Below are 21,318 nucleotides of genomic sequence, written 5' to 3'. Positions count from 1 at the left end.
CGGCCCTTCGGCGTGTGCCGGGGGTGCGGTCCCTTCGACGGGCTCAGGGACCTCGCGTGCGGCTCGCGACCTCGCGGGCGGCTCGGGGTCCTCGCGGGCGGCACGGGGCGCTCGCGCGCGGCACGGAGGCGTGGCGTGGGGACGAGAGGTGGCTGAGCCTGTCGAACCCACCGGGAGCGGGTCAGGCGTCGAGGCGTTTGCGGTAGAAGATCTCGCCGTCGGCGGTGGTCTCGGTGCGGTGGTAGCCCTCGCGCTCGTACAGGCGCTGGTTGGCCTCGCTCAGCCCGCCCGTGAACAGCTCGGCCTCGGTCGCCCCGGCCTCCCGTCCGCGCTCCTCCACCGCCGCGAGCAGGAGCGTTCCCAGGCCCTCGCCCTGCTGGTCCGGCGCGATCGCCAGCCGGCCGATCAGCAGCAGATCGTCGTCGCGGCGGGCCCGCACGGCACCGACGATACGGGTCCCGCTCACCGCGACGCAGCCGAGGTTCTCGACGAGCTCCGCGGCGAGCTCCTCGAGGGTCTGGGTGAGCGGCGGCATGTCGGGATCGCCGTAGATGAGCGCCTCGCTGGCGAAGGCGGCGCGCTGGATCGTCAGCACCTCGCCGGCGTCGTCGGGGTGGATGGGGCGGATGACGGGCTCAACGGTCATGGGGTTCTCTCCCGGCGGTTTCGAAGCGGAGGTTAACTATCATGGGGCGTGCTGCGACGTCTTTCAGGGGTCTCGCGCATCTCGCCATGAACGACTTCTTCGACTCGCGCGTCCGTACCGACGGCGTCGCCGACACGCAGGCCTGGCTCCAGGCGCAGTACGGGCACGTCGACGTCCTGGCCGACCACGCGTCGATCTCCGAGCACGCCGTCGGCGACGAGTCCTTCGCACTGCGACGCCTCGCCTGGGAGTGCCGAGCCGAGATCGTCTACGAGGCCGACCGCTTCTTCTTCGCCACCTCGGGCCCCGGATACGCGTGGCGCATCGGATCGCGCGCGGGTGACTACAGCGTGGAGCCGGGCATCGTCGAGCCCGGCCACGAGCTGATCGGCCGCCCCGACAAGACCGAGGTGCAACTGCTGTCGTTCGATGCGCAGTGGCTCCGCGAGACGGCTCGGACGATCTACGGCGACGAGGCGCTGGAGATCCGCTTCGGTGACACCGGTCCCGTGTCGAGGCGGCTGCGCGATTACTGGCTGGCGACCGTGCGCTGGGCGCTCACGCAGACGCCGCTTCTCGCCGAGCCGCTCGTTCGCGCTCACGTGCGCCGGGCGCTCGTCGCTGCGACGCTCGAGGCGTTCCCCCTCCTCGGCGATCCGCGCGAGCGGCGGGCTTCGGCGATCGAGCAGGCGGCGGTGTACGCCGCGGCGGTCTCGTGGATCGACGATCACGCGTCGCTGCCCGTCACGATCGACGACGCCGCTCGGGCGGTCGGGACCTCGACGCAGGGCCTGCGTCGGGCATTCCTGGCCAATGGGCACTTGGCATCCACCCCGGAGGACCACTTGGCGCACGCGCGGCTGAGCGCCGCGCACGCGGATCTGCTCGCGGCCGACCCCACGACGACGAGCGTCGTCGACATCGCGGCCCGCTGGGGGTTCGTCGATCTGGCGGCCTTCGTCCAGGCCTACCGCGACGCGTATCGCACGACGCCGCGGCGGACGCTGGATCGCTGACTCAGCGATCGCGGTCGGTGTACTCGCCCGGGTCGTCGAGGTCCTCGCGCGCTTCGTGGCCGCTCGGCTGCTCGACGTCGGTGTAGGCACCGGCCTCGTCGGCGCGCGGGCGGCTCTCGCTGCCGTCGGCGTTCTCGCGGTCGACGTACTCGCCGGGCTGGTCGGCGCTGCCGCGGTCCATCTCGCCGTCGGGCAGCTGGACGTCGGTGTACTCGCCCTCGCCGGGTCCGGTGCCGTGTCCGTTGGCGTGTTCGGTGACGTCGCGATCGGCCATTGCCGCCTCCTCGGGGTCGTGGTGTGCTCGACGCTAGCCGCCGGATGCCGTGTCGGCGACCGTCTTGACACGCTCATGTCGGCCGGCTCGGCGCGTGTCAAGGGCGCGGCCCGGGCCCACCCGGAGGTGCAGGGTGGACCGTATGCCAGCTCTCGCCATCATCCTCGTCATCGTCGGCCTCGTGCTCCTGTTCCTCGGCGTCTTCGTCGAGGCCGTCAAGTTCCTGCTGTGGATCGGGATCATCATCCTGATCATCGGCATCATCGCCGCGCTCATGCGCTTCATCCGTCGACAGGTCTGACCACCGGTCTCACCGACGCCGCTCCGGGCGTGCCGCCTTTTCGAGGCCGCGCCGGGGCGGCGTCGTCGTTCAGCCGGCGAAGATGTCGCGCGCTCGGGGCCGACGCGATGCGGCGACGTCGTCGAGGGCGCCACCGAGCTCGGCGAACTGGAAGGTGAACCCGGCCTCGGTCAGGCGGCGGGGGAGCGCCCACCGGCTCTTGAGCACCAGCTCGGGCTCGTTGCGCAAGACCGCCATCGCCGGGTCGAGCATCCATCTCCACGCGGGCAGGCCCCACGGCATCCGGGCCACCCTCCGAAGCTCCCGCATGAGGGTGCGGTTGTCGCTGACGCCCGGGGCGGAGAGGTTGACGGGCCCTGAGAGCGTGTCGTGGTCGCGCAGGAAACGGACGGATGCCACGACGTCGTCGATGTGGATCCAGCTGAAGCGCTGGTGTCCGCGCGTCCGGTGCCACGACGACCACACCGGTCCGGTCGGACGGGCGCCGATGCCGCGGTAGCGCCGGTGCGGGAACCACCAGCTGTCGATCTGGGGCCCGCCGACTCCGAGTTTCGCGAGGGCGAACAGCATGCGCGTGGCGGGGCCGTCGCCGAGGACGATGGCCATGCGCAGCGCGACGCGGCGTGTCGCGGGCAGCTCGCCGGCGAAGAACGCGCGCTCCCAGCTTGTGGCGACGTCGACCGAGAACCCGTCGCCGAGCACGCCCTCGATCTCGTCGTTGCCGCGCTCGGTCTCGTGCCGGTAGATCGTGGCGGTGGAGGCGTTCATCCAGACGCGTGGAGGCGTTTCGGCCGCAGCGACGGCGGTGTGCAGCGCGCGCGTGGTCTCGACGCGGGAGCGGAGGATCTCGTCGCGATTCGCGTCGGTGTACCGGCACGACACGATCTTCCCGGCGAGGTTGACCAGCACGTCGGCGCCGTCGATCAGGCGCCCGATCGCCGGTGCATCCCCCCAGACCGCGGACCCCGTGCGGCCGACGGTGTAGACGTCGTAGCCGTCGTCCTCGAACGCGCGGGTCAGTGCCCGCCCGACGAAGCCGCTCGCGCCGGCGATGACGGCGCGCGGGCGTGAAGCGGGTCGGGGTCCGCCGTCGCGGTCCGCGGGGTGATCGGTCACGGGGGCTCCTGTCGTCGGTCGATGCTACCGACCGAGTCGCGCAAACCGCCGATCCTCGGCGCACAGCCTGGTCGTCGGGCGCGGAGCGGGTCCTCCGGTGCTGCCACAATGAGTCCATGCGACGACAGAGCCGGGCCCCGCGCGTCGCGCGCGGCGCCGTGGCGGCATCCGTCGCCACCTTCGTCGCCCTGCTCTCCCACGTCTCCGGCGGCGGGGAGGTGCCCGGCCTCTTCGGGGTCGTCGTGCCCCTCGCCCTGTCGTTCGTCGTGTGCACCGTCCTGGCCGGACGCCGGCTCTCGCCGGCGCGTCTCGGGCTCGCGGTCGCCCTCAGCCAGCTGCTCTTCCACACGCTCTTCGTGCTGGGCAGCTTCCAGCCCGGGGTCGCGGGTCACGTCCACGGTGCGCCGCTCCTGCTGACGGGTGACGCCACCGCACCGGTCGTCTCGGTGGATGCCGCGATGTGGGCCGGTCACCTCGTCGCGGCCGTCGCGACCACGGCGATGCTGTATCGCGGTGAGCGCACGGTCGCCGTCCTCGGGGCGCTCGCCGGTCGCTGCGTCGCGTGGGTGCGCGCGCGGGCGCGCGTCGCCGCCGTCTCCAGCGGCCCGGCGCCGACTCGTCGCGTGCACGCGATGGTCGTCGCCGACGTCGTGCCGATCTCGACCGTCATCGTCGCGTCGGCTCGCCGTCGCGGTCCGCCGCTCGCGGCATCCTGAGCTTCTCCCCGCCCTCTTCCGGGTGGGGATCCGGCCGCGCGCGATGCACGCGCCGGTTCCTCCCGCGTCCCTCTCGGACGCGCCCCCCTTCCTCTCCGTGCCCTTCCGCACGCGCCGGCCCGCGGGTCGCCCGTCGGAGGCCGCGACGCCGGTGCCGCTGTGCGCGCCGGATGACGGGCGCTCGCGCCCGGAAAGCGACATCCCCATGCCCTCTTCCCGTCTTCGTCCGGTGGTCGTCGCATGACCGCCACTGACTTCCCTCCTGCGGCCGCGGCCCCCTCCCCAGCCGTCCGCCCGCCCGGCAGCGCAGGGTGGTTCACCCCGCTGCTGCGGCGCCTGCACTTCTTCGCCGGTCTCCTCGTGGGGCCGTTCATCCTCGTCGCGGCGGTGAGCGGGGCCCTGTACGCGGTCGCACCGACCCTCGAGAAGATCATGTACGCGCATGAGCTGACCGCGGCCTCGGACGCCCCGGGGGTCTCGCTCGCCGCGCAGATCGAGGCGGCGCAGGCCCACCTCGGCGACGGATCGACGCCCGTCGCGGTGCGCCCCGCGCCCGAGGCCGGCGCGACCACGCGCGTCATGTTCGCCGACGAGACGCTGCCCGAGAGTACGACGCGAGCGATCTTCGTCGATCCGGCCACGACCGAGATCCGCGGCGATCTGCCCGCCTACGGCACGAGCGGAGCGCTGCCGCTACGGCACTGGATCAGCGATCTGCACCGTTCGCTGCACCTCGGGGATGCGGGGCGCTGGTACAGCGAGCTCGCGGCATCCTGGCTCGGGATCGTCGCCCTTGCGGGGCTCGGACTGTGGATCGGACGCTTCGTGCGCTCGCGCCGGGGCCGCCGCGACCTCGTGCGTCCGAACCGCCGTCACACCGGTTACCGCCGGTTGTCGGGGTGGCATTCCGCCGTCGGGATCTGGGTCGTGCTCGGCGCGGTCTTCCTCTCGGCGACCGGCATCACGTGGTCGACGTTCGCCGGGGCACACGTGTCCGACCTCCGAGCCGCGGTGGGGGAGGGCACTCCGACGCTGACGACCTCGCTCGACGGAGGGGCCGCGGGTGGAGAGCATGCCGGGCACGCGGGGCACAGCGCAGCGGCACAGACCGGCCCCGCCGACTCCGCGACCTTCGACGCGGTCCTCGCGATCGCGCAGCGCATCAATGTGAACAGCGGCGACGTCGAGATCAAACCGCCCGCCGCCGCCGGGAAGGCGTGGGTGGTGCAGGAGATCCACCGCAGCTTCCCGACCGAGGTGGATGCCGTCGCGATCGATGGATCGCGGATGCAGGTGACCGATCGCGTCGACTTCGCCGACTACCCCCTGCTCGCGAAACTCTCGCGGTGGGGCATCGATCTGCACTCGGGGACGATGTTCGGCCTCGCCAACCAGCTCGTGCTGTTCGCGCTCGCCCTCGGCATCGCCGCTCTCGTCGTGCTCGGGTACGCGATGTGGTGGAGGCGTCGACCGACCCGCGGTCTCGCGGCCGCACCGGCCCGAGGGGCTCTGGGGCGGGCGCCGTGGTGGGGGATCGCGGCGGTGCTCGTCGTCGCGATCGCGATGGGGTTGTTCCTTCCGCTCGTGGGGTACACGCTCGCCGCGTTCGTCGTGATCGACGTGCTCGTCGGGTGGCGGGCGCGGCGCGGTGCCCCGCCGGGGACGCGCGGCACGGCAGCGCGCTGAGGCCCGGGGGACGGTTTGCCGCGGACGGGGGTCCGGCGGATGTCGTCCCGCTCCTCGGCCGTTTCGCGCACCTCCGTCGAGAGGGGGAGGTGCGCGAAGCCGCCCGCTCGTAGCGTGGGAGGACCCCACCGGAAGGAACCTCGTGACCCTCGCCCGTCGCCTGACCGCCCTCGTCTCGCTCGTCGCCGTCGCCGCCCTCACCGCGTGCACGAGCGCGAAACCCGTCCCGACCGCGAACGCCGCGGCATCCGTCGAGATCCCCTCCACCCCCGTCGGGGATCGGGTGACGTGGGTCCTCGACCTGTTCGAGGCCGAGGACGACACCACGGCCGGGGAGTGGGCTCGGGTGCTGGACGAGAACTTCCAGAAGCAGGTGCCGGCGGAGCAGGTCGCCGAGATGGTGAACCGCCAGATCCGCCCGGCGGCGCCGTTCACCGTCACCGCCTACACCGGCACCGAGACGCAGGCGCGCGCCACGGTCGCCGGTGCCCTCGGCGACCCCTTCGACCTCACCCTCGCGATCGACTCCGCGGGGCGGATCACCACGATGCTGCTGAGCCCCGTCGCCCCGGCCTGGGAGCCGTCGACCTCGCTCGACGAGGTCGAGCAGCGGCTGCGCGAACTGCCCGGCGAGGTGAGCGCCCTCGTCCAGCGCGGCGACGAGACCGTGGTCTCCCTCGACGCCGACCGCTCCGCCCCGCTGGCGTCGGTGTTCAAGCTGTACGTGCTGCTCGCGACGGCGGAGGCCGTGGCATCCGGGGAGGTGTCGTGGGGCGACACCCTCGTGCTCGCGGACACCGACCGCAGTCTGCCCTCGGGCGAGTTGCAGGATGCCCCCGCGGGCACCGAGGTGTCGGTGCGGGATGCCGCGTCGGCCATGATCCGCATCAGCGACAACACGGCGACCGACCTTCTCATCGCGCGGCTCGGGCGCGAGCGCGTCGAAGCGGCGGTCGCACGCAGCGGTCACGCCGATCCGGCGGTACTGACGCCCTTCCCCTCCACGAAGGAGATCTTCACGCTCGGATGGGGCGACCCTGCGCTACGTGCCGAGTGGGACGCCGCCGACGACAGCGGCAAGCGGGCGGTCCTGGATCGCATCGCCGCGGCGCCCCTCGCCGTGGAGGGCGAGGCGGTGACCACGTCGCAGTGGTGGAACGGGTTCGACTGGTTCGCGTCGGCGGCCGACGTCGCCGCCGTGCACCGCGCGCTGCAGCGGACGCAGGATGCCGAGGTGCTCGGCATCCTGAGCGAGAATCCCGGCCAGGGACTCGACGTCGGAACCTGGCCGTACGTGGCGTTCAAGGGCGGTTCGAGCCGCGGGGTGCTGACCGGCAGCTGGTTCGTGCGCGATGACGCGGGGGAGGCGACGGTGGTGCTGCTCATGGCCGACACCGACGTCGCCGCGGTCTCGGAGGCGATGCCGAGCTTCTTCCACCTCGCCGAGGACGCCCTGCGCCTGACGCACTGACGCTCGTGACCGGCCAGGCTGCGGGGGTTGCGGAGGCTTCGCCGGGCTCAGCCTTCTGCGGGGGAGGTCCCTGAGCCTGACGAAGGGAGTGGGCGCGGGAGGCCCGGACGACCGAACCTCCCGCGCCGGTCGGTCAGGCCTCGTCGGGGTCGGGAAGGCCCTGGGCGATCTTGCTGGATGCCGCGGAGTCGCGACCGACGCCCGGCTGGAAGGCCGCGATGGGGTCGTCGGCGTCGACGTGCGGCTCGCCGCCGTCGTCGCTGCGCGGGGGAGAGGCCGGGGTCCGGACGTCCTCGTTCTCCTCCGTGGGGAGGTCGTCGTGGCCCGCGCCCCCGGTGTCCTCGGTGTGGCGCGATGTCGACCCGCCCTCGCCGCGCGCGTCGTCCGTGCCGCGCTCGGTGAGTCCGTCGGCGGCGCGCGTGCCGACGCCGGGCAGGTCGTTCTGGCTCGAGATGCCCTGCAGGCGCGCTTCGTCGTCGGGGTCGATGCGAGCCGTGCCGACGGCTCCCGAATCGGCGCCCGCGGCGCCCGCGGGCACATCGGCGGCGAGACCGTCGGAGTCGGGGACGATGTTCTCTTCGTCGGCTCCGGGGAGCCGCTCGGCGGGGATGTCCATGCTGTTCCTTCCGTGGGTGTGTGGCCACGCTAGGCGTCGTACGCGCGAGCGCATCCGGGGTTGCGCTCGCCGGGTCATCGGCATCCGTCGGCGATCGGCCCCGGAGTCGGAGGGGCTGGATAGGCTCGGAGCAGCTTCGAAAGGAACCGCAATGCAGCAGCGTCCCCTCTCCCGTACCGGCCGCGAGGTCTCGGCGATCGGCCTCGGCACCTGGCAGCTCGGCGCCGACTGGGGTGATGTCAGCGAGGGCGATGCCCGTGCCGTGCTCGAGGCCTCGGCCGATTCCGGCGTCACCCTCTTCGACACCGCCGACGTCTACGGAGACGGCCGGTCCGAGCAGATCATCGGGGCGTTCCTCAAGAGCAGGCCGGATGCCGGTATCACCGTCGCCACCAAGATGGGGCGCCGGGAAGACCAGGTGCCCGAGAACTACGTGATGGAGAACTTCCGCGGCTGGCTCGATCGCTCGCGTCGACTGCTCGACACGGAGACGCTCGATCTCGTGCAGCTGCACTGCCCGCCGTCGGCCGTCATCGACGACGACGCCACGTGGGACGCCCTCGACCAGCTCGTGTCGGAGGGCGTGATCGCCGCCTACGGAGCGTCGGTCGAGACCATGGATCAGGCGCTGTCGGCGCTGCGGCGGCCGAACCTGACCAACCTGCAGATCATCTTCAACCCGTTCCGCCTCAAGCCCCTCGACGAGGTGCTGCCCCTCGCGGCCGAGAAGAACGTCGCGGTGTTCGCGCGCGTGCCGCTCGCGAGCGGCCTGCTGTCGGGGAAGTACACGACGAACACGACCTTCGCCGAGAACGACCACCGCACCTACAACCGCAACGGCGAAGCCTTCGACAAGGGCGAGACGTTCTCAGGAGTGCCGTTCGAGGAGGGCGTGGCGGCGGCCGATGAACTCAAGGCCGCGCTGCCGGAGGGCGTGACGCTGCCGGCCGCCACGCTCGCGTGGATCGCGTCGCGCGAGGGCGTCACGGCGGTCATTCCGGGAGCGCGTTCGGTGCAGCAGGCCCGCGTGAACGCCGAGGCGGGCGGCCTGCTCGACGGCGGCTTCGACCTCGACGCGTTCGACGCCCTCGTGCGCGACGTGTACGACCGTCGTCTGCGCGCGGAGATCCACCCGCAGTGGTGACGCCGCCATGACGAAAGCCGGGCCCGCCTCAGGAGGCGGGCCCGGCTTTCGTCGGAGGGGGCGGACGTCAGCTGACGTCGCCGCGCCAGGCGCCGGACTCGGCGCCGCGCGACTCGATGTACTCCTTGAAGTTCGCGAGGTCCTTCTTCACCGAGTGGTCGTCGGCGCCGAAGACCGCGCCGAGCTTCTCGAGGGCGCCCGCGGGCTCCCAGTCGATCTGCACGGTCACGCGCGTCTCGGTGTCGGACAGGCGGTGGAAGGTCACGACACCCGCGTGGTTCTCGTCGCCGCCGACGCTGTTCCACGCGACGCGCTCGTCGGGGTGCTGCTCGGTGATCTCGGCGTCGAACTCGCGCTCGGCACCGGCGATCTTCACCTTCCAGTGCGTGAGCGTGTCGGACTTCTGCGTGATGGACTCCACGAAGCTCATGAAGTGCGGGAACTCCTCGAACTGGGTCCACTGGTTGTAGGCGACGCGGACGGGAACGTCGACGTCGATGGTTTCGATGACCTGTGCCATGGCATGTCCTCTTCTCGTGGGTTTCCGGGGCTGCCCCCAGTCTTCGCGCGATCCCGACGACCCGCCCCCGGGGTTGAGGGATCGGCGTTCGTGCCCTATAGGCGCGAGCGGGTCCCGTCGCTCGCTTCCCACCCGCCTAAACGCCATCCGTGCGCGGAAACGCGGTGTCAAGGCGTTTCTGCGCACGAATGGCGTTCATCGCGACCCGACGCCGGGCGCGAGCGACCGGGCGCGCGGCCCCGTGGCCGCGGGTCGGCGCCGTCAGGCGCGCCCGCGCAGGATCAGGTGCCAGTACACCCACGGCAGCACGCGGCGATCGGCGATCCACGACAGGCGGCGCTCGCGGAAGAGCGACCGCCAGAAGGGGACGGTGGGCTGCAACCGACCCGCGCGGTCGAACTCGGCGAACACGACGGTGCCCCGCGACACCGTGAAGGGAACGACGCTGTAGCCGTTGTACCTCGCGGTCGGGGTGCGGCCGGCCAGGACGGCCGTCATGTTCTTCACGAGCGCTTTCGCCTGCTGCCGGATCGCCCCGCCCGAGCGGCGCGTGGCGACGGTCGCGGCGTCTCCGACGGCCCAGATCTCGGGGTGGCGCACGTGCTGGAACGTCTCGGGGTCGACGTCGACGAACCCGTGCGGATCATCGGATGCCGACAGCCCGCTGCCGGCGATCCACTCCGGCGCCCGCTGGGGCGGAACGGCGTGCAGCACGTCGTACGCGATGGTCTCGCGCGCCTCGCCGTGTCCGATCTCAATCGTGCGGCTGTCGGCATCCACGCTCGTGAGTTCGCGCTGATACCGCACCTCGATGCCGTACTCGTCGAGTTTGCGACGGAGTTCGCCATCGATGGCCGGGATGCCGAAGGGCACGGGATCGGGGCAGACGAACACGACGCGGATGTCGTCACGGACGCCGATCGCGCGCCACCAGTCGCACGCGAGGTACATCGGCTTCTGCGCGGCGGCACCGCAGGATGCCGGCTCGGGCGGTTGGGTGAACACCACCGTGCCCCGACGCATATCGCGCAGCACCGGGGAGGCCTTCGCGGCGAGGTCGTAGTCGTAGTTCGACACGCCCTCGGGGGTCGCCATCGCCTCGGTCAGGCCCGGGATCTGCTCCCACGCCATCCGCATGCCGGCGCAGACGACGAGCTGGTCGTAGTCGATCCGTCCCCCCGAGACGAGATGCACGCGCCGAGTCTCGGCATCCACGGTGAAGGCCTCGTCGCGCAGCCACCGCACCCCCGGCGGGATGACGTCGGCTTGACGTCGCACGGCCTCGGACGCCCGCGCGGCCCCTCCCGCGATGTGAGATTGCAGGGGGGCGAAGACGTGCTGCTCGCGCGGCTCGATGACAGTGATCTCGCCGACTCGGGCGCGATGCAGCCGCCCGGCGACGGAGAGTCCGGCATTGCCGCCGCCGATCACGACGACGCGTACGGGCGCGGCGGAGGAAGAGGTCATTGCTCCACGCTCCGCCGCCGGCGGCCGGGATGCCAGCGCCTTGACAGCCGCGTCAGGCGTACGACTCGGGCGGCACCGTCTCGTCGGCGGGTTCGGGGACGACGTACAGACCCGTGGGGGAGTTGGCCGTCGACATCAGCGCCTCGAGCCATGCGCGGTTCAGTGCGGGCGGGCGTCCGCCGTTGAACTTGAAGACGATGTTGGCGCGGGGGTGCACCCAGACCGACGTGCGGCCGCCTCCCGTGCTGATGTCGTCTTTCCACACGAAGTAGAACGGCTCCCCGCGGCGCAGCTTGTTGCCGACGACCACCTGCAGGTGCGCGAGGAGGCGGTCCTCGAACTCGTTGCGAACGCCGCCCTCGTAGATGAACTTGCCCACATCTGTCCTTTCGCGGGCTGACGTGCCCCGCCGTCTTCACTGTGCAATCGCTATGTGGTCGAAAGGTCTCGCCGACACCCCGTGCGCAACGGCGAGACCGAACGCGACGCCTCAGAACATGCGGGCCACCTGCGCCGGGTTCTGTCCGTAGTGCTCCCGGTGGTACCGGGCGAAGCGCGAGGCGCTGGAGAAACCCCAGCGCTTCGCGACGTCGGAGACCGACACCGCGGTGCCCGAGCGCAACTCCTCGTGGGCGGCACTGAGCCGCACGCGGCGCACGTATTCCATCGGCGTCAAGTCGAGAGTGCGGCGGAACGCGTGTTGCAGCCCGCGCCCCGACATCCCCGCTGCCGCGGCGATGTCCTCGAGGGTGAGCGGCTCGTGCGCGTGCCCCTCGATGTGCGCGACGGCGCGGCGCACGGCGCGCGGCGCCGACGAGCGCTGGTGCGCCCGTTGCACGGCCTCGGCATAGGAGGTCGAGAACGCCGACAGGGTCGACAGGAGCGCGTGCCGGTGCAGCTCCGCGGCCAAGATGTCGTCGTCATGGACGGCGGCCAGCGACGACGACACGTGCGCGAAGGAACGTTCCCACTGGGTGGCGGCATCGCGATCCCGCGGCTGCGGATCGATCCGTCGCAGCACGAGGCGGTCGTCACCCGAGGCGATGCGCGCGACGCGCTCGGCGTCGCTGCGGTCGAAGACGAAGGCGCGTACTCGCGCCGATCCCGTCCATCGCGCGTCGGCCCCGGCATCCGAGGTCACCCACGGCCTCCGCGGGTCGACGGGACGTCCCTCCGACTCGATCCGCACGTCGTCCGCGATCAGGCGGCACGCCATGATCTGGTCGGTCATGCGCACGGAGGAATGGACGGTCGCCCCTAGTTCATACGAGACTGCGGAGAAGTGCGCGAGCTCGACGGAGGTCCACGTGAACGACACGGTGCGGGGGTCCGCCCGCTCGAGGCGGGCGCTGGGGACGAATCGGCGCCACACGCGTTCGACATCGTCGATTCCGCGTGAGCGCACCGAGAGGAACTCTCCCATGGCTTTCCTTCCGCCGCGTCGAGGCGCGGCCCGGGGTGGGGTGGTGGAGCGGAGCGCGGGCCGGACGTGACGTCCGGTATGGGCGCGCTGAGAGGCTGTCAAGGGGCGGGCCGGTTGCACGGGGCCCGCGTTGGATGGGTTCACCGCTGATTCCGGCGGCCCCCCGCGTCCGACGGAAGGACCCCTCATGAGCGACGCTTCGATCGACCCGACCCCCGACGCGACCATGCCGGCTGCCGACGTGGGAATCGCGGGTGTGCAGCCCCTGCGCGACGGCGACACGTCCATCGAGCCGGATCCCGCGCTCGACCCGGCGCAGGCGGAGTGGGACGCCACCACCGCTCTCGACGAGGGCGCCGATCCCGATGACATCAACCCGGCCACCGCGACCGGTGCCGACCCTGCCGAGATCCCGGCAGACGACAGCGACATCCCCCTCGAGGACATCCACCCCGAGTCCACCGGCACCGACTCGCAGGGCGAGGACCCGGGCGTCGTCGAACTGGGCGAAGAGGGCCAGGGCGATCTCGCTCCGGAAGATCTCTGACGCACTCCCGACGCCCCGGTCACCGCTCCCGGTGGTCGGGGCGTCATCGTGTGCGCGGGCCTCTCTCCTGTCGGGCCGCCTACGCATGGTCGCGGCCTCCCGCGACCCGGCGACGAAGCACGCGTGAGGGCGTGGCCGACCGGCGCATACGACGGCCGGCGTAGACGACCCCGCCCTTCACGCGCAGCGCAAGCGCGAGCCAACTGGTGACGGCCCTCTCCGCGGCCCACAGAGGTGCCCACAGAGCCGCGGTGCGGGGATAGACAGCGGCACCGTGCTGGCGACGACGCCCCCTCTCGGCGACCGCGACGGCGATCGCCGCCAGCAGACACAGGATGCCGGGACGCCGGCGCAGCACCACCACGGCGGGCGCGAGTGCGAGCTCGGCGCACAGGCGGACGGGCTGGGCGAGGCTGTCGTAGGCCTGACGCACCCGCTGCGAGAGGAACTGACGCGTGTCCGGCGGCAATCGGCGCACGTAGAGATCGAGGCGGTGCCGCACACGGCCGCCGCGAGCACGAACCGTCCGCTCCATCTCGAGGTTCTCGAAGAGCACGTCCATGTCGTATCCGTGGGGGAGTGACGATCGCCGCACCGCATAGGTGCCCGGATGGTCACGTCCGAATCCGCGGTTGACGAGGGATCGCGCTGTGTCCCAGCGGGCGTGCCAGGGGGCAGGGGCGAAGACGTTCTGCGGCGCGACGAGCTCGGCATCCGACAGATCGGACAGCAGAGCGATCAGGGTCGCGCGGTCATGGCGCACGTCGTCGTCGGCGATCACCACACTTTCGCGTCCGGCGAGAGCGAGTCCCGTGACCACCCCGCACGCCTTGCCGTTGCCGAGAGCGACCGACGACGGCGCGACGTGACGGACGGCGCGGGGGAAGGCGCGGGCGTGGGCGGCGAAGAGCGGGGGTGGAGACCCATCGACGACGGTGACATCCATCCATCCCACGAGCTCGTGGAGGTAGTCCGTGAGCTCGTCGAGGTCGGTGTCGTCACTCCATCGCAGCGGCAGCACGTAGTCGGCGTCGAGACGCATCGGGGCGAGCGCCTCAATCCTCGGTGCGGAAACCCGACGCCTTGTGGGTTCCGTCGCAGAGTGGCTTGATGGTCGACAGTCCGCAGCGGCACAGGGCGACGGTGCGGCGGGTACGGGGCACCTCCGCCCCCTCGCTGGTCAGGAGGTGGGCGTCACCGCGGACGAGGAGGGGACCGTCGGGGTAGGCCGTGATCGTGACGCGGTCGTCGGTCATCGTTCGTCCTCCGTGCGCAGCGACGACGCGCCCCGCGACCACGCGTCCAGCATGTGTCGGCCGACGCGGTCGTCGACCTCGAGGCATGCTGCCGCGCCGAACAGGATGTCGGGGAGCAGGTCGGGCCGGTCCTCGGCCAAGGCGCCGGCGAGGTCGCGTCCGGCGATCTGCTCGTGCACGGCGTCGGCCTCGACGTGCTCGTCGAAGTATTCGCACACGTCGTCGCCGAAGCCCAGCCGGCGCAGCCCCTCGGCGTAGAGACGGTTGGGGATCGAGGAGGTCATCTCGAACGCGGCGAGGTGACCGACGATCGCACCGAGTAAGCGGCGGTTGAGTCCGAACATCGACATCGTGTTGTGCGACGCGAGGGTGACGGCGGGAACGTCGTCGATATAGGCGCCGTAGGCGTCGGTGAGTCCGGCGCCGCGGACCGCCCGTGCGAACAGGGTCGCGTGAACGCGGTCGGGGCGACCGGCGCCGTACTCGTCGGACTGGATCTCGACGAGGGCGGCCTTGGGGCGGCCGGTCAGACGGGGGATGGCCCAGGAATGGGGGTCGGCCTCGCGCAGCGTGTAGACCGTGCGGTGCACGAGGAACTCGTGCGCCTGCTCGAGCGTGGCCTTGCGTGCCAGGTGACGCGAGAGGCTGGGGCCGCCCTCGGCGCCGGTCAGGGCGAAGAGGTCGCGGGCCACGGCATCCGCGGTGGGCGCGGGTGGTTGCGGGACGGCGACGCTCTCGCGCAGCGAGGCCTCGAAGGCCGTCTCGATGACCCGGCGGGTGGCGATGAGCGCGGGATCCCACTCGAGCTCGGCACGGAACGCCGCGATCGATCCATACGACGAGGCGTACAGCGCGAAGAGCGCGAGCTGGAGATCGTCGTCGCGCTCGATGTCGGCGGTCGCGGAGACCGCCGCGTCGGCGAGGGCCGTGTGCCCGGTCGCGACACCGTCCACGAGGTGACGCAGGATCGCAGCGCTCACGGGTCCGCGGGCGTCGAACGGCACCAGCCGGGGCTCGACGTCGTCGACGGGCGCAGGGGGCAGGGGCGAGGACAGGGTGGGGGGCACCCGGGCACTGTGCGTCAGGGAGCGGGGGTTGTTCGAGACCCTTGACAAGCGGAGGCGCCCGGGCGAGGGAGCCCGCCGATGGGACCGCTCCCTCGCCCGGCGCCGATCACTGCTCGATGGGCTGCGGCGTGCTCTCGTGCGCTTCGATCACGCCGTCGCCGTCGTCGGTCGAAACCGCGATGCGGCGCGGCTTGGCCTTCTCGCTGACGGGGATCGTGACCGAGAGCACGCCGTTGCGGTAGGCGGCGCTGATGCGCTCGGTGTCGATGCCCTGCCCGAGGTTGAGCTGTCGGACGAAGGATGCCGTCTCGCGTTCGCGGGTGATCCACTTCACGCCCTCGCCCGAACCGAGGGTGCGCTCGGCGCGGATCGTCAGCAGCTGGCCGTCGACGTCGATGTCGACCGACCCGGGGTCGACACCGGGCAGGTCGGCCGCGAGGACGTAGTGATCGCCGTCGCGGTACAGGTCCATCGGCATCCGGCGCGGACCACCGCCGCGGCGGGCGTCGAGGAGCGTCGACGCGAGGCGGTCGAGGTCGCGGAAGGGGTCGTAGGTGGCCATGGTCGTTCTCCTTTTCGATCGGTCCGGACGTGGCATCCGGGGCTCTAGAAGTTGAGTCAGGTTCGCTCAACTCGGCAGAAGATTAGCACTCTCGGGTCGAGAGTGCCAAGAAGTCGGGCGCGCGATTGTGGCCCGCGTCGACCGCGCCCGCAACCCCCGTGCCGGACCCCCGCGAGCGGGCGTTTCGTGGCCGTCGATGTCGCGCCCCCCGGTCGGCATCCCCCCCGACGAAGGAGAGACATGTACTTCCACCGACAGGAACTCCAGCACAGCGCCACCCCCGACAAGCCCGACGCCGTCTACGCCCGCAAGCTCCAGGAGGTGCTCGGCGGCCAGTACGGCGAGATCTCGGTCGCGATGCAGTACCAGTTCCAGGCGTGGAACATGCACATGCCCGGCAAGTACCGCGACCTCGTGTTCGGTATCGGGGCGGAGGAGATGGGCCACGTCGAGATGCTCGCGATCATGATCGCGCAGCTGCTCGAGAAGGCCCCGCTCGGGATCACCGAGGAGGCCGTGCAGAACGACCCCACCGTCGCGGCCGTCGTCGGCGGCACCGACATCCAGCACGGAATCGTCGCCGGAGCCGGCGCGCGTCCGGTCGACTCGAACGGCAACCCGTGGCAGGGCAGCTTCATCACCGCGAGCGGGAATCTGCTCGCCGACTTCACTGCCAACGCGAACGCCGAGATGCAGGGGCGCGTGCAGGTCGCGCGGCTTTATCACCAGACCGATGACCACGGGGTGAAGGACCTGCTCGCGTTCCTCCTCGCCCGCGACACCATGCATCAGAATCAGTGGGCCGCCGCGGCCGCCGAGCTGCAGGCCGAGGGCTACGAGCAGCTCCCCGTGCCGAGCAACTTCCCCCTCGACAAGGAGGATCGCGACGTGTCGTACCAATACATCAACTTCAGCAACGGGACCCAGGCCGGCGACGGCACGTGGGCGTCGGGGCCGACCCCCGACGGCAAGGGCGAATTCACCTACCTCCCCGAGCCCCCCGCGGGCGTGCCGATGCCCCCGCCCACCAAGCCCGACGTGCGGTTCTACGGCACGACCGAGCTGCCCAACACCGTCGAGAAGCTCGCCGGGCGCGCGCAGGATGCGCTGCACAAGGAATGAGCGGAATGGATGCCGTGGCGCCGGGGCCCTCGACGGTCTCGGCGCCGCGGAGCGGAGCGAGTTTCCCCGCCATGCGCGCGGCCAAGGTGCCGCGCTCGATCGTGGCGGGACCGTACGGGCACCCGTTCCACCCGGTCGCGGTGACCGTGCCCATCGGGGCCTGGTCGTCGAGCCTCGTGTTCGACCTGCTCGGTCTCGCCGCCGACGACCCGCGGGCGTTCGCGACCGGGTCGCGCTGGCTCATCGCGATCGGTCTCGGCGGAGCGGTGGGCGCGTCGGTGCTCGGTCTGTTCGATCTCTCGCGCATCCCGCCCGGGACGCCTGCTCGTCGGACCGCCCTGGCGCATCTCGCTCTCAACGTCACCGCGATGGGGCTGTTCTCGGCCGGCCTCGTCCTTCGGCTGCTCGACCTCGGTCGGGTACCGGTCGTGGCGTTCGGGCTCAGTGCGATCGCCTCCGCCGGCTTGAGCGTCTCGGGCTGGCTGGGCGGCAAGCTCGCCTACCGCTGGGGCGTGCGGGTCGCCGACGAGAACACGCAACGCGAGGGCTTCGAGACGGCGGCCTGAGCGATCCGTCCTCTCGTCCGCGGGGCTACGACGGGCTCAGCCTCCTGCGGCAGAGGTTCTGAGCTTGTCGAAGGGACCGGTCGATCCCCCGTTCAGCTCCCTGCGGCGGAGGTTCCGGAGCTTGTCGAAGGGACCGGAGGCTTCGACCGGCTTAGTCTCCCGCGGCGGAGCGGGCGCCGCAGCGGCACGCGCGCCCAGCCGCCGCTCACCGCGCCGGGGTCGTGCTGCGCCTCGAGCACCGCGCCGCTGGTCGGCGCCGCGGGCCGGCGGCGCAGGCCGAGGGCGTGCTGCAGCGCGCGGATGAAGCGGTCGTAGACGCGCGGCGCGAGGAACTGCAGCGGACGGGTGACGAATTGCGCGGCCCCCACGCCCACCTCGTGCCGGCGTCCGCGCGTCACACGCACGATGGCGCGGGCCACGCGGTCGGCGGCGACCACCGGGGGGAGTGGAAAGGCGGTGCGTCCGGTGTAATTCGCCGCGCGCTGGTAGATCGGGGTGTCGATGCTCGCCGGCAGCACGACCTTCACGCGAATGCCGCGGTGCGCGAGCATCTCCTGACGCAGCGAGCGCGCGAAGCCGAGCAGGCCGTGCTTCGCGGCGACGTACGACGAGACGTAGGGCCCGGACACCTGCGAGTAGAGCGAGCCGACGAAGACGATCGTGCCGCCCCCGCCCGCGCGCAAGTACGGCAGCACGGCGCGGGCGGCGCGCATGTGCCCGAGGAGGTTCGTCTCGATCACCCGATCGCGCACCTCGTCGGGGGTGTCCTCGACCGAGCCGTAGGAGAAGACCGACGCCGACCCCACCCACACGTCGATCCGTCCGAAGCGGGCGACCGTGGCATCCGCTGCCCGTGCCGGTCCGTCGGGGGTGGCGAGGTCGATCGAGAGGGTGAGCACCTCCGCCCCGAGGCGACGGCAGCCCTCGGCGGCCGCGGCCAGGGCGACCTCATCGCGTGCAACGAGCACGAGCCGTGCGCCGCGACGGGCGAAGCGGAGGGCCGTCGCCCGTCCGATTCCGCGTGAACCACCGGTGACGACGACGACCTGACCCATGCTGTCCCTTCCGCGTGAGGCCTCGGCGGCTCCTCGCGGAGCGACGCTAAGCGGCGGGGCCGGGCACCCCGAGGGGGTTGACGCCGGTCGGACGCGATAACAGCGCCTCGGCGCACCCGCAACCCCGTGTGCGGTCCGCCCGTCCCCGCCCGAGGGTGTGCGACATGTCGAAAGCACACGCAGGACTCGGGCGCACGCCCGACGGGGTGAGAGAGATCGCCGACGGCGTGCTGATGATCACGCGCGCCCTCACCAACAGCTACCTCGTCGCCACCGATGACGGCCTGATCCTGATCGACGCGGGATTGCCGCGGTCGTGGCCGTACCTCGTCGCCGCCCTGGCCGCGCATCGCTCCGGTCCCGACGACTTGGTGTCGGTCGCCCTCACGCACGGCCACTTCGACCACGTCGGCACCGTCGACCGCCTGCAGCGCGAACACCACGTCCCGATCCACGTGCACGAAGCCGACGTGCCGCTCGTGCGGCATCCCTACCGCTACGACCGCGAGGCGTCTCGCGCCCTGTATCCGCTCCGTCACCCCGGAGGCATCCCGGCTCTCGCGAAGATGGCCCGAGCCGGGGCGCTCTCCGTCCGCGGTGCGGCCGCGCTCGGCGACATCCGCCCGGGCGAACCCCTCCTGGGCGGTCTCGTGCCGATCGCGACGCCCGGCCACACGTACGGTCACACGGCGTTTCACCTGCCCGATCGCGACCTGCTGTTCACCGGCGACGCCCTGGTCACCCTCGACCCGTACACCGGGCGGGTGGGGCCGCAGATCGTCGCCCGCGCGGCGACCGCCGACAGCATCGCGGCGCTCGCGGTGCTCGGCGCCCTCGCCGAGACCCGGGCTGGCACGGTGCTCCCGGGCCACGGCGACCCGTGGACGGCCGGGGTCGAACACGCGGTGCGGGACGCGCACGCCACCGGGGCCCACTGATCGCCGCGGGCCCCCTCACGCGGCCCCCGCGGAGGCCGGCGTCGCCCCGCGGGACGACCTCGTGCGCTCCCCATCGCGCGGTGCCGCGAACGCGCCGGGCCACGGTAGCGTCGTCCGGGTGACGGATGCCGCGGCGAAGCCGCCCCTCGTGCGGGCGCTGTGGGGCGCGACTCACCCCGGGCCGACGCTGGTAGTCACGGCCCTGTCGCTCGCGCTGGGCATCGCGGCCGGGGTGGAGCCCTGGCGTCTCCTGCTGCTGGTCGTGGCCGTGTTCGCCGGGCAGGTCTCGGTCGGACTCTCCAACGACGCGATCGACGGCGCCCGCGACGCGGCGGTCGGCCGCCTCGACAAGCCGATCGCCGGGGGAGCGGTCACGCCCGAGCGGGCGCTCGCGGTGGCCGTGGCATCCCTGGTCGTCGCCGTCGTCCTTTCTGTGCCGCTCGGGCCGGGACTGCTGGCCGCGCACGCGATCGCCCTCGCCTCGGCGTGGAGCTACAACGCCGGGCTCAAGTCGACGCCGTTCTCGATCTTCCCCTTCCTGCTGAGCTTCGGTCTGTTCCCCTCTTTTGCGACGCTGTCGCTGCCCGATCCGGGCTTCGCCGCCCCCTGGGCCTCGCTCGCCGGCGCCGCTCTCGGCGCCGCCGTGCACCTCACCAACGTCGTCCGCGACCTCGACGACGATCGGCGCACGGGCGTGCGGGGCCTGCCGCACCGACTCGGCGCCCGCGCCTCGGTGATGCTCGCAGCGCTGGGGATCGCGGTCGGCGCGGTCGCCGTGCTCCTCGGGACGGATGCCACCACCGTCGGCGTCATCTTCTTCGCGGCTGTGCTGATCGTCGCGCTCGCCGCGGTGGTGATGGTCGTGGTGCGCCCGCCCGGCCGCGCGGTGTTCCAGCTCACGATGCTCGCGGCCCTGCTGCTCGCCGCCCAGCTCGTCGCGACCTGACCTCGGCCGACGGGTCGGCGTGCACGACGACGGGCGCCGGCGCCGACACCCGTCTGTACGGCCCCGTCACCGTTCTTCCCGGGGCGGCGCGGAGGTCTTCGCCCTGGCCGCCGGCAGATGTCGAGGACAGAGCGGACCTGCGCCGCACCTGCGCGGTGGGGCGCATATCCGGCATGGCGCGGCGGTGAGTCCCTCCACGTCGGGAGGATCGGGTGGGCACCGCGAACGTCTGGCAGGCTGGCGGGATGACCTCTCTCGCAAAGATCACGGTCAGCCTCGCTTCGCTCGCGCTCCTCGCGGGCATGACGGCGTGCGCCCCGACTCCCGCATCCACTCCCGCCGCCGTCGAAACGCCCGCACCCACGCCCGAGAAGCCGTCGAACGCCCCCGAGCGCTCCTTCCCGGAGTATGTGCCGGACGGCTCGCTGTGGCTCGTCTACCCCGTCGGTTTCCGGTGCGAGGGCACCGAGGGGTGCCCGAACAACTTCGTCGCGGCCTACGGTGAGCCGAGCTATCCGCTTCCGGAGGGTGTCGAGTACTACGACCCGGCCACGCACAACTACAACCGTGCGACCAACAGCGGCATGGTGTTCCCCGCCGATCCGGGCACCCGGTACTGCAACTCCAACGCGATGCCGCCCCTCGGGACGAAGCCGTTCGATCAGGGGGCGCGGAAGGGCGCTATGGGCGAGGTCGAGGTCGTCGACGGCGTGCCGACGTCCTACGTCGTCGCTGACAACGACAGCCTTCCCGCGATCGGCGAGCGGTTCTGCATCGACTACGCCACGATCGGCGTAATGACCGACATCGAGAGGAATCGGGATATTCATCCCGGCGACGTGCTCGCGTTGCGCCTGTAACGA

Annotated in this window: 25 protein-coding genes; 12 read left to right on the top strand and 13 right to left on the bottom strand. The window is 71.9% G+C overall.

The window, feature by feature from the left end; all coding sequences use genetic code 11:
- Nucleotides 1–181: 181 nt before the first annotated feature.
- Nucleotides 182–646, bottom strand: coding sequence for a GNAT family N-acetyltransferase (locus ACFZA2_RS14580; protein ID WP_391406251.1), 465 nt, complete (start codon nucleotides 644–646; stop codon nucleotides 182–184).
- Between the two features lie 86 nt (nucleotides 647–732).
- On the opposite strand from ACFZA2_RS14580, the gene ACFZA2_RS14575 reads away from it, so the two are divergent.
- On the top strand, nucleotides 733–1,662 hold the full coding sequence (locus ACFZA2_RS14575; protein ID WP_391406248.1) for a helix-turn-helix domain-containing protein: 930 nt from the start codon (nucleotides 733–735) through the stop codon (nucleotides 1,660–1,662).
- Nucleotide 1,663: 1 nt separating this feature from the next.
- Here the strand turns inward: ACFZA2_RS14575 and ACFZA2_RS14570 are convergent, their stop codons facing one another.
- Nucleotides 1,664–1,936 (bottom strand): hypothetical protein, encoded by a 273-nt coding sequence (locus ACFZA2_RS14570; protein ID WP_391406245.1) that lies wholly within the window; start codon nucleotides 1,934–1,936, stop codon nucleotides 1,664–1,666.
- A gap of 49 nt (nucleotides 1,937–1,985) precedes the next feature.
- Between ACFZA2_RS14570 and ACFZA2_RS14565 the strand changes: the two genes are divergently transcribed.
- A complete protein-coding gene (locus tag ACFZA2_RS14565; protein ID WP_391406242.1) occupies nucleotides 1,986–2,237 on the top strand; it encodes a DUF3040 domain-containing protein in 252 nt (83 codons plus the stop codon).
- A 69-nt stretch (nucleotides 2,238–2,306) separates the two neighbouring features.
- Here ACFZA2_RS14565 and ACFZA2_RS14560 read toward each other — a convergent pair whose 3' ends face one another.
- Nucleotides 2,307–3,353, bottom strand: coding sequence for an epimerase (locus tag ACFZA2_RS14560; RefSeq protein ID WP_391406239.1), 1,047 nt, complete (start codon nucleotides 3,351–3,353; stop codon nucleotides 2,307–2,309).
- 116 nt (nucleotides 3,354–3,469) lie between these two features.
- Here ACFZA2_RS14560 and ACFZA2_RS14555 point away from each other — a divergent pair, with 116 nt between their 5' ends.
- The 3 genes from ACFZA2_RS14555 to ACFZA2_RS14545 all read left to right on the top strand — a co-directional run bounded on the left by ACFZA2_RS14555 (nucleotide 3,470) and on the right by ACFZA2_RS14545 (nucleotide 7,226).
- Nucleotides 3,470–4,069, top strand: coding sequence for a hypothetical protein (locus tag ACFZA2_RS14555; protein ID WP_391406236.1), 600 nt, complete (start codon nucleotides 3,470–3,472; stop codon nucleotides 4,067–4,069).
- Between the two features lie 240 nt (nucleotides 4,070–4,309).
- Complete coding sequence (locus ACFZA2_RS14550; RefSeq protein WP_391406233.1) at nucleotides 4,310–5,755, top strand: PepSY-associated TM helix domain-containing protein; 1,446 nt, start codon at nucleotides 4,310–4,312, stop codon at nucleotides 5,753–5,755.
- A 142-nt stretch (nucleotides 5,756–5,897) separates the two neighbouring features.
- A complete protein-coding gene (locus ACFZA2_RS14545) occupies nucleotides 5,898–7,226 on the top strand; it encodes a Cpe/LpqF family protein (RefSeq protein ID WP_391406230.1) in 1,329 nt (442 codons plus the stop codon).
- Between the two features lie 133 nt (nucleotides 7,227–7,359).
- Here the strand turns inward: ACFZA2_RS14545 and ACFZA2_RS14540 are convergent, their stop codons facing one another.
- On the bottom strand, nucleotides 7,360–7,842 hold the full coding sequence (locus ACFZA2_RS14540) for a hypothetical protein (protein WP_391406227.1): 483 nt from the start codon (nucleotides 7,840–7,842) through the stop codon (nucleotides 7,360–7,362).
- A 151-nt stretch (nucleotides 7,843–7,993) separates the two neighbouring features.
- Here ACFZA2_RS14540 and ACFZA2_RS14535 point away from each other — a divergent pair, with 151 nt between their 5' ends.
- Nucleotides 7,994–8,986 carry an aldo/keto reductase gene (locus tag ACFZA2_RS14535; protein WP_391406225.1) on the top strand — a complete coding sequence of 331 codons (993 nt, stop codon included), beginning with the start codon at nucleotides 7,994–7,996 and terminating at the stop codon, nucleotides 8,984–8,986.
- A gap of 67 nt (nucleotides 8,987–9,053) precedes the next feature.
- Here ACFZA2_RS14535 and ACFZA2_RS14530 read toward each other — a convergent pair whose 3' ends face one another.
- The 4 genes from ACFZA2_RS14530 to ACFZA2_RS14515 form a co-directional block, all read right to left on the bottom strand.
- Nucleotides 9,054–9,506 carry an SRPBCC family protein gene (locus ACFZA2_RS14530; RefSeq protein WP_076677050.1) on the bottom strand — a complete coding sequence of 151 codons (453 nt, stop codon included), beginning with the start codon at nucleotides 9,504–9,506 and terminating at the stop codon, nucleotides 9,054–9,056.
- Between the two features lie 261 nt (nucleotides 9,507–9,767).
- Entirely contained in the window at nucleotides 9,768–10,973 is a 1,206-nt protein-coding gene (locus tag ACFZA2_RS14525) for an NAD(P)/FAD-dependent oxidoreductase (protein WP_391406222.1), read from the bottom strand.
- Nucleotides 10,974–11,025: 52 nt separating this feature from the next.
- A complete protein-coding gene (locus ACFZA2_RS14520; protein ID WP_391406219.1) occupies nucleotides 11,026–11,352 on the bottom strand; it encodes an ATP-dependent DNA ligase in 327 nt (108 codons plus the stop codon).
- 111 nt (nucleotides 11,353–11,463) lie between these two features.
- Complete coding sequence (locus tag ACFZA2_RS14515) at nucleotides 11,464–12,396, bottom strand: helix-turn-helix transcriptional regulator (protein ID WP_391406216.1); 933 nt, start codon at nucleotides 12,394–12,396, stop codon at nucleotides 11,464–11,466.
- Nucleotides 12,397–12,583: 187 nt separating this feature from the next.
- On the opposite strand from ACFZA2_RS14515, the gene ACFZA2_RS14510 reads away from it, so the two are divergent.
- Complete coding sequence (locus ACFZA2_RS14510) at nucleotides 12,584–12,943, top strand: sugar ABC transporter ATPase (RefSeq protein WP_363390142.1); 360 nt, start codon at nucleotides 12,584–12,586, stop codon at nucleotides 12,941–12,943.
- A 79-nt stretch (nucleotides 12,944–13,022) separates the two neighbouring features.
- Here the strand turns inward: ACFZA2_RS14510 and ACFZA2_RS14505 are convergent, their stop codons facing one another.
- The 4 genes from ACFZA2_RS14505 to ACFZA2_RS14490 form a co-directional block, all read right to left on the bottom strand.
- On the bottom strand, nucleotides 13,023–13,985 hold the full coding sequence (locus ACFZA2_RS14505) for a glycosyltransferase family 2 protein (protein ID WP_391406212.1): 963 nt from the start codon (nucleotides 13,983–13,985) through the stop codon (nucleotides 13,023–13,025).
- Nucleotides 13,986–13,998: 13 nt separating this feature from the next.
- On the bottom strand, nucleotides 13,999–14,199 hold the full coding sequence (locus ACFZA2_RS14500; protein ID WP_391406209.1) for a CDGSH iron-sulfur domain-containing protein: 201 nt from the start codon (nucleotides 14,197–14,199) through the stop codon (nucleotides 13,999–14,001).
- Nucleotides 14,196–15,266, bottom strand: coding sequence for an iron-containing redox enzyme family protein (locus ACFZA2_RS14495; protein WP_391406206.1), 1,071 nt, complete (start codon nucleotides 15,264–15,266; stop codon nucleotides 14,196–14,198). Before ACFZA2_RS14495 ends, ACFZA2_RS14500 begins: the two co-directional genes overlap by 4 nt.
- 106 nt (nucleotides 15,267–15,372) lie before the next feature.
- Complete coding sequence (locus ACFZA2_RS14490; RefSeq protein WP_391406203.1) at nucleotides 15,373–15,828, bottom strand: Hsp20/alpha crystallin family protein; 456 nt, start codon at nucleotides 15,826–15,828, stop codon at nucleotides 15,373–15,375.
- A 240-nt stretch (nucleotides 15,829–16,068) separates the two neighbouring features.
- Here ACFZA2_RS14490 and ACFZA2_RS14485 point away from each other — a divergent pair, with 240 nt between their 5' ends.
- Both ACFZA2_RS14485 and ACFZA2_RS14480 read left to right on the top strand, forming a co-directional pair.
- On the top strand, nucleotides 16,069–16,950 hold the full coding sequence (locus ACFZA2_RS14485) for a manganese catalase family protein (RefSeq protein WP_391406200.1): 882 nt from the start codon (nucleotides 16,069–16,071) through the stop codon (nucleotides 16,948–16,950).
- Nucleotides 16,951–16,955: 5 nt separating this feature from the next.
- Nucleotides 16,956–17,516: a DUF2231 domain-containing protein gene (locus ACFZA2_RS14480; RefSeq protein ID WP_391406197.1), complete on the top strand. Its 561-nt coding sequence runs from the start codon at nucleotides 16,956–16,958 to the stop codon at nucleotides 17,514–17,516.
- A 92-nt stretch (nucleotides 17,517–17,608) separates the two neighbouring features.
- Here the strand turns inward: ACFZA2_RS14480 and ACFZA2_RS14475 are convergent, their stop codons facing one another.
- Entirely contained in the window at nucleotides 17,609–18,571 is a 963-nt protein-coding gene (locus tag ACFZA2_RS14475) for an SDR family NAD(P)-dependent oxidoreductase (protein ID WP_391406194.1), read from the bottom strand.
- 164 nt (nucleotides 18,572–18,735) lie between these two features.
- Here ACFZA2_RS14475 and ACFZA2_RS14470 point away from each other — a divergent pair, with 164 nt between their 5' ends.
- The 3 genes from ACFZA2_RS14470 (at nucleotide 18,736) to ACFZA2_RS14460 (ending at nucleotide 21,315) form a co-directional block, all read left to right on the top strand.
- Nucleotides 18,736–19,509: an MBL fold metallo-hydrolase gene (locus tag ACFZA2_RS14470; RefSeq protein WP_391406191.1), complete on the top strand. Its 774-nt coding sequence runs from the start codon at nucleotides 18,736–18,738 to the stop codon at nucleotides 19,507–19,509.
- 118 nt (nucleotides 19,510–19,627) lie between these two features.
- Nucleotides 19,628–20,455: a UbiA family prenyltransferase gene (locus ACFZA2_RS14465; protein WP_391406189.1), complete on the top strand. Its 828-nt coding sequence runs from the start codon at nucleotides 19,628–19,630 to the stop codon at nucleotides 20,453–20,455.
- A 245-nt stretch (nucleotides 20,456–20,700) separates the two neighbouring features.
- Entirely contained in the window at nucleotides 20,701–21,315 is a 615-nt protein-coding gene (locus ACFZA2_RS14460) for a hypothetical protein (protein ID WP_391406186.1), read from the top strand.
- The last annotated feature ends 3 nt before the right edge of the window (nucleotides 21,316–21,318 follow it).

The sequence above is a fragment of the Microbacterium sp. NPDC007973 genome (assembly GCF_042958465.1).
GTDB lineage: Bacteria > Actinomycetota > Actinomycetes > Actinomycetales > Microbacteriaceae > Microbacterium > Microbacterium galbum.
This window is presented reverse-complemented; position numbering and strand designations above follow the sequence as displayed.

What these genes read in the sequence shown, in the direction of transcription:
- ACFZA2_RS14580 (WP_391406251.1), bottom strand. Translation starts at nt 646, where the DNA reads ATGACCGTTGAGCCCGTCATCCGCCCCATCCACCCCGACGACGCCGGC.
- ACFZA2_RS14575 (WP_391406248.1), top strand. Translation starts at nt 733, where the DNA reads ATGAACGACTTCTTCGACTCGCGCGTCCGTACCGACGGCGTCGCCGAC.
- ACFZA2_RS14570 (WP_391406245.1), bottom strand. Translation starts at nt 1,936, where the DNA reads ATGGCCGATCGCGACGTCACCGAACACGCCAACGGACACGGCACCGGA.
- ACFZA2_RS14555 (WP_391406236.1), top strand. Translation starts at nt 3,470, where the DNA reads ATGCGACGACAGAGCCGGGCCCCGCGCGTCGCGCGCGGCGCCGTGGCG.
- ACFZA2_RS14550 (WP_391406233.1), top strand. Translation starts at nt 4,310, where the DNA reads ATGACCGCCACTGACTTCCCTCCTGCGGCCGCGGCCCCCTCCCCAGCC.
- ACFZA2_RS14540 (WP_391406227.1), bottom strand. Translation starts at nt 7,842, where the DNA reads ATGGACATCCCCGCCGAGCGGCTCCCCGGAGCCGACGAAGAGAACATC.
- ACFZA2_RS14535 (WP_391406225.1), top strand. Translation starts at nt 7,994, where the DNA reads ATGCAGCAGCGTCCCCTCTCCCGTACCGGCCGCGAGGTCTCGGCGATC.
- ACFZA2_RS14530 (WP_076677050.1), bottom strand. Translation starts at nt 9,506, where the DNA reads ATGGCACAGGTCATCGAAACCATCGACGTCGACGTTCCCGTCCGCGTC.
- ACFZA2_RS14525 (WP_391406222.1), bottom strand. Translation starts at nt 10,973, where the DNA reads ATGACCTCTTCCTCCGCCGCGCCCGTACGCGTCGTCGTGATCGGCGGC.
- ACFZA2_RS14515 (WP_391406216.1), bottom strand. Translation starts at nt 12,396, where the DNA reads ATGGGAGAGTTCCTCTCGGTGCGCTCACGCGGAATCGACGATGTCGAA.
- ACFZA2_RS14510 (WP_363390142.1), top strand. Translation starts at nt 12,584, where the DNA reads ATGAGCGACGCTTCGATCGACCCGACCCCCGACGCGACCATGCCGGCT.
- ACFZA2_RS14505 (WP_391406212.1), bottom strand. Translation starts at nt 13,985, where the DNA reads ATGCGTCTCGACGCCGACTACGTGCTGCCGCTGCGATGGAGTGACGAC.
- ACFZA2_RS14500 (WP_391406209.1), bottom strand. Translation starts at nt 14,199, where the DNA reads ATGACCGACGACCGCGTCACGATCACGGCCTACCCCGACGGTCCCCTC.
- ACFZA2_RS14490 (WP_391406203.1), bottom strand. Translation starts at nt 15,828, where the DNA reads ATGGCCACCTACGACCCCTTCCGCGACCTCGACCGCCTCGCGTCGACG.
- ACFZA2_RS14485 (WP_391406200.1), top strand. Translation starts at nt 16,069, where the DNA reads ATGTACTTCCACCGACAGGAACTCCAGCACAGCGCCACCCCCGACAAG.
- ACFZA2_RS14480 (WP_391406197.1), top strand. Translation starts at nt 16,956, where the DNA reads ATGGATGCCGTGGCGCCGGGGCCCTCGACGGTCTCGGCGCCGCGGAGC.
- ACFZA2_RS14475 (WP_391406194.1), bottom strand. Translation starts at nt 18,571, where the DNA reads ATGGGTCAGGTCGTCGTCGTCACCGGTGGTTCACGCGGAATCGGACGG.
- ACFZA2_RS14470 (WP_391406191.1), top strand. Translation starts at nt 18,736, where the DNA reads ATGTCGAAAGCACACGCAGGACTCGGGCGCACGCCCGACGGGGTGAGA.
- ACFZA2_RS14460 (WP_391406186.1), top strand. Translation starts at nt 20,701, where the DNA reads ATGACCTCTCTCGCAAAGATCACGGTCAGCCTCGCTTCGCTCGCGCTC.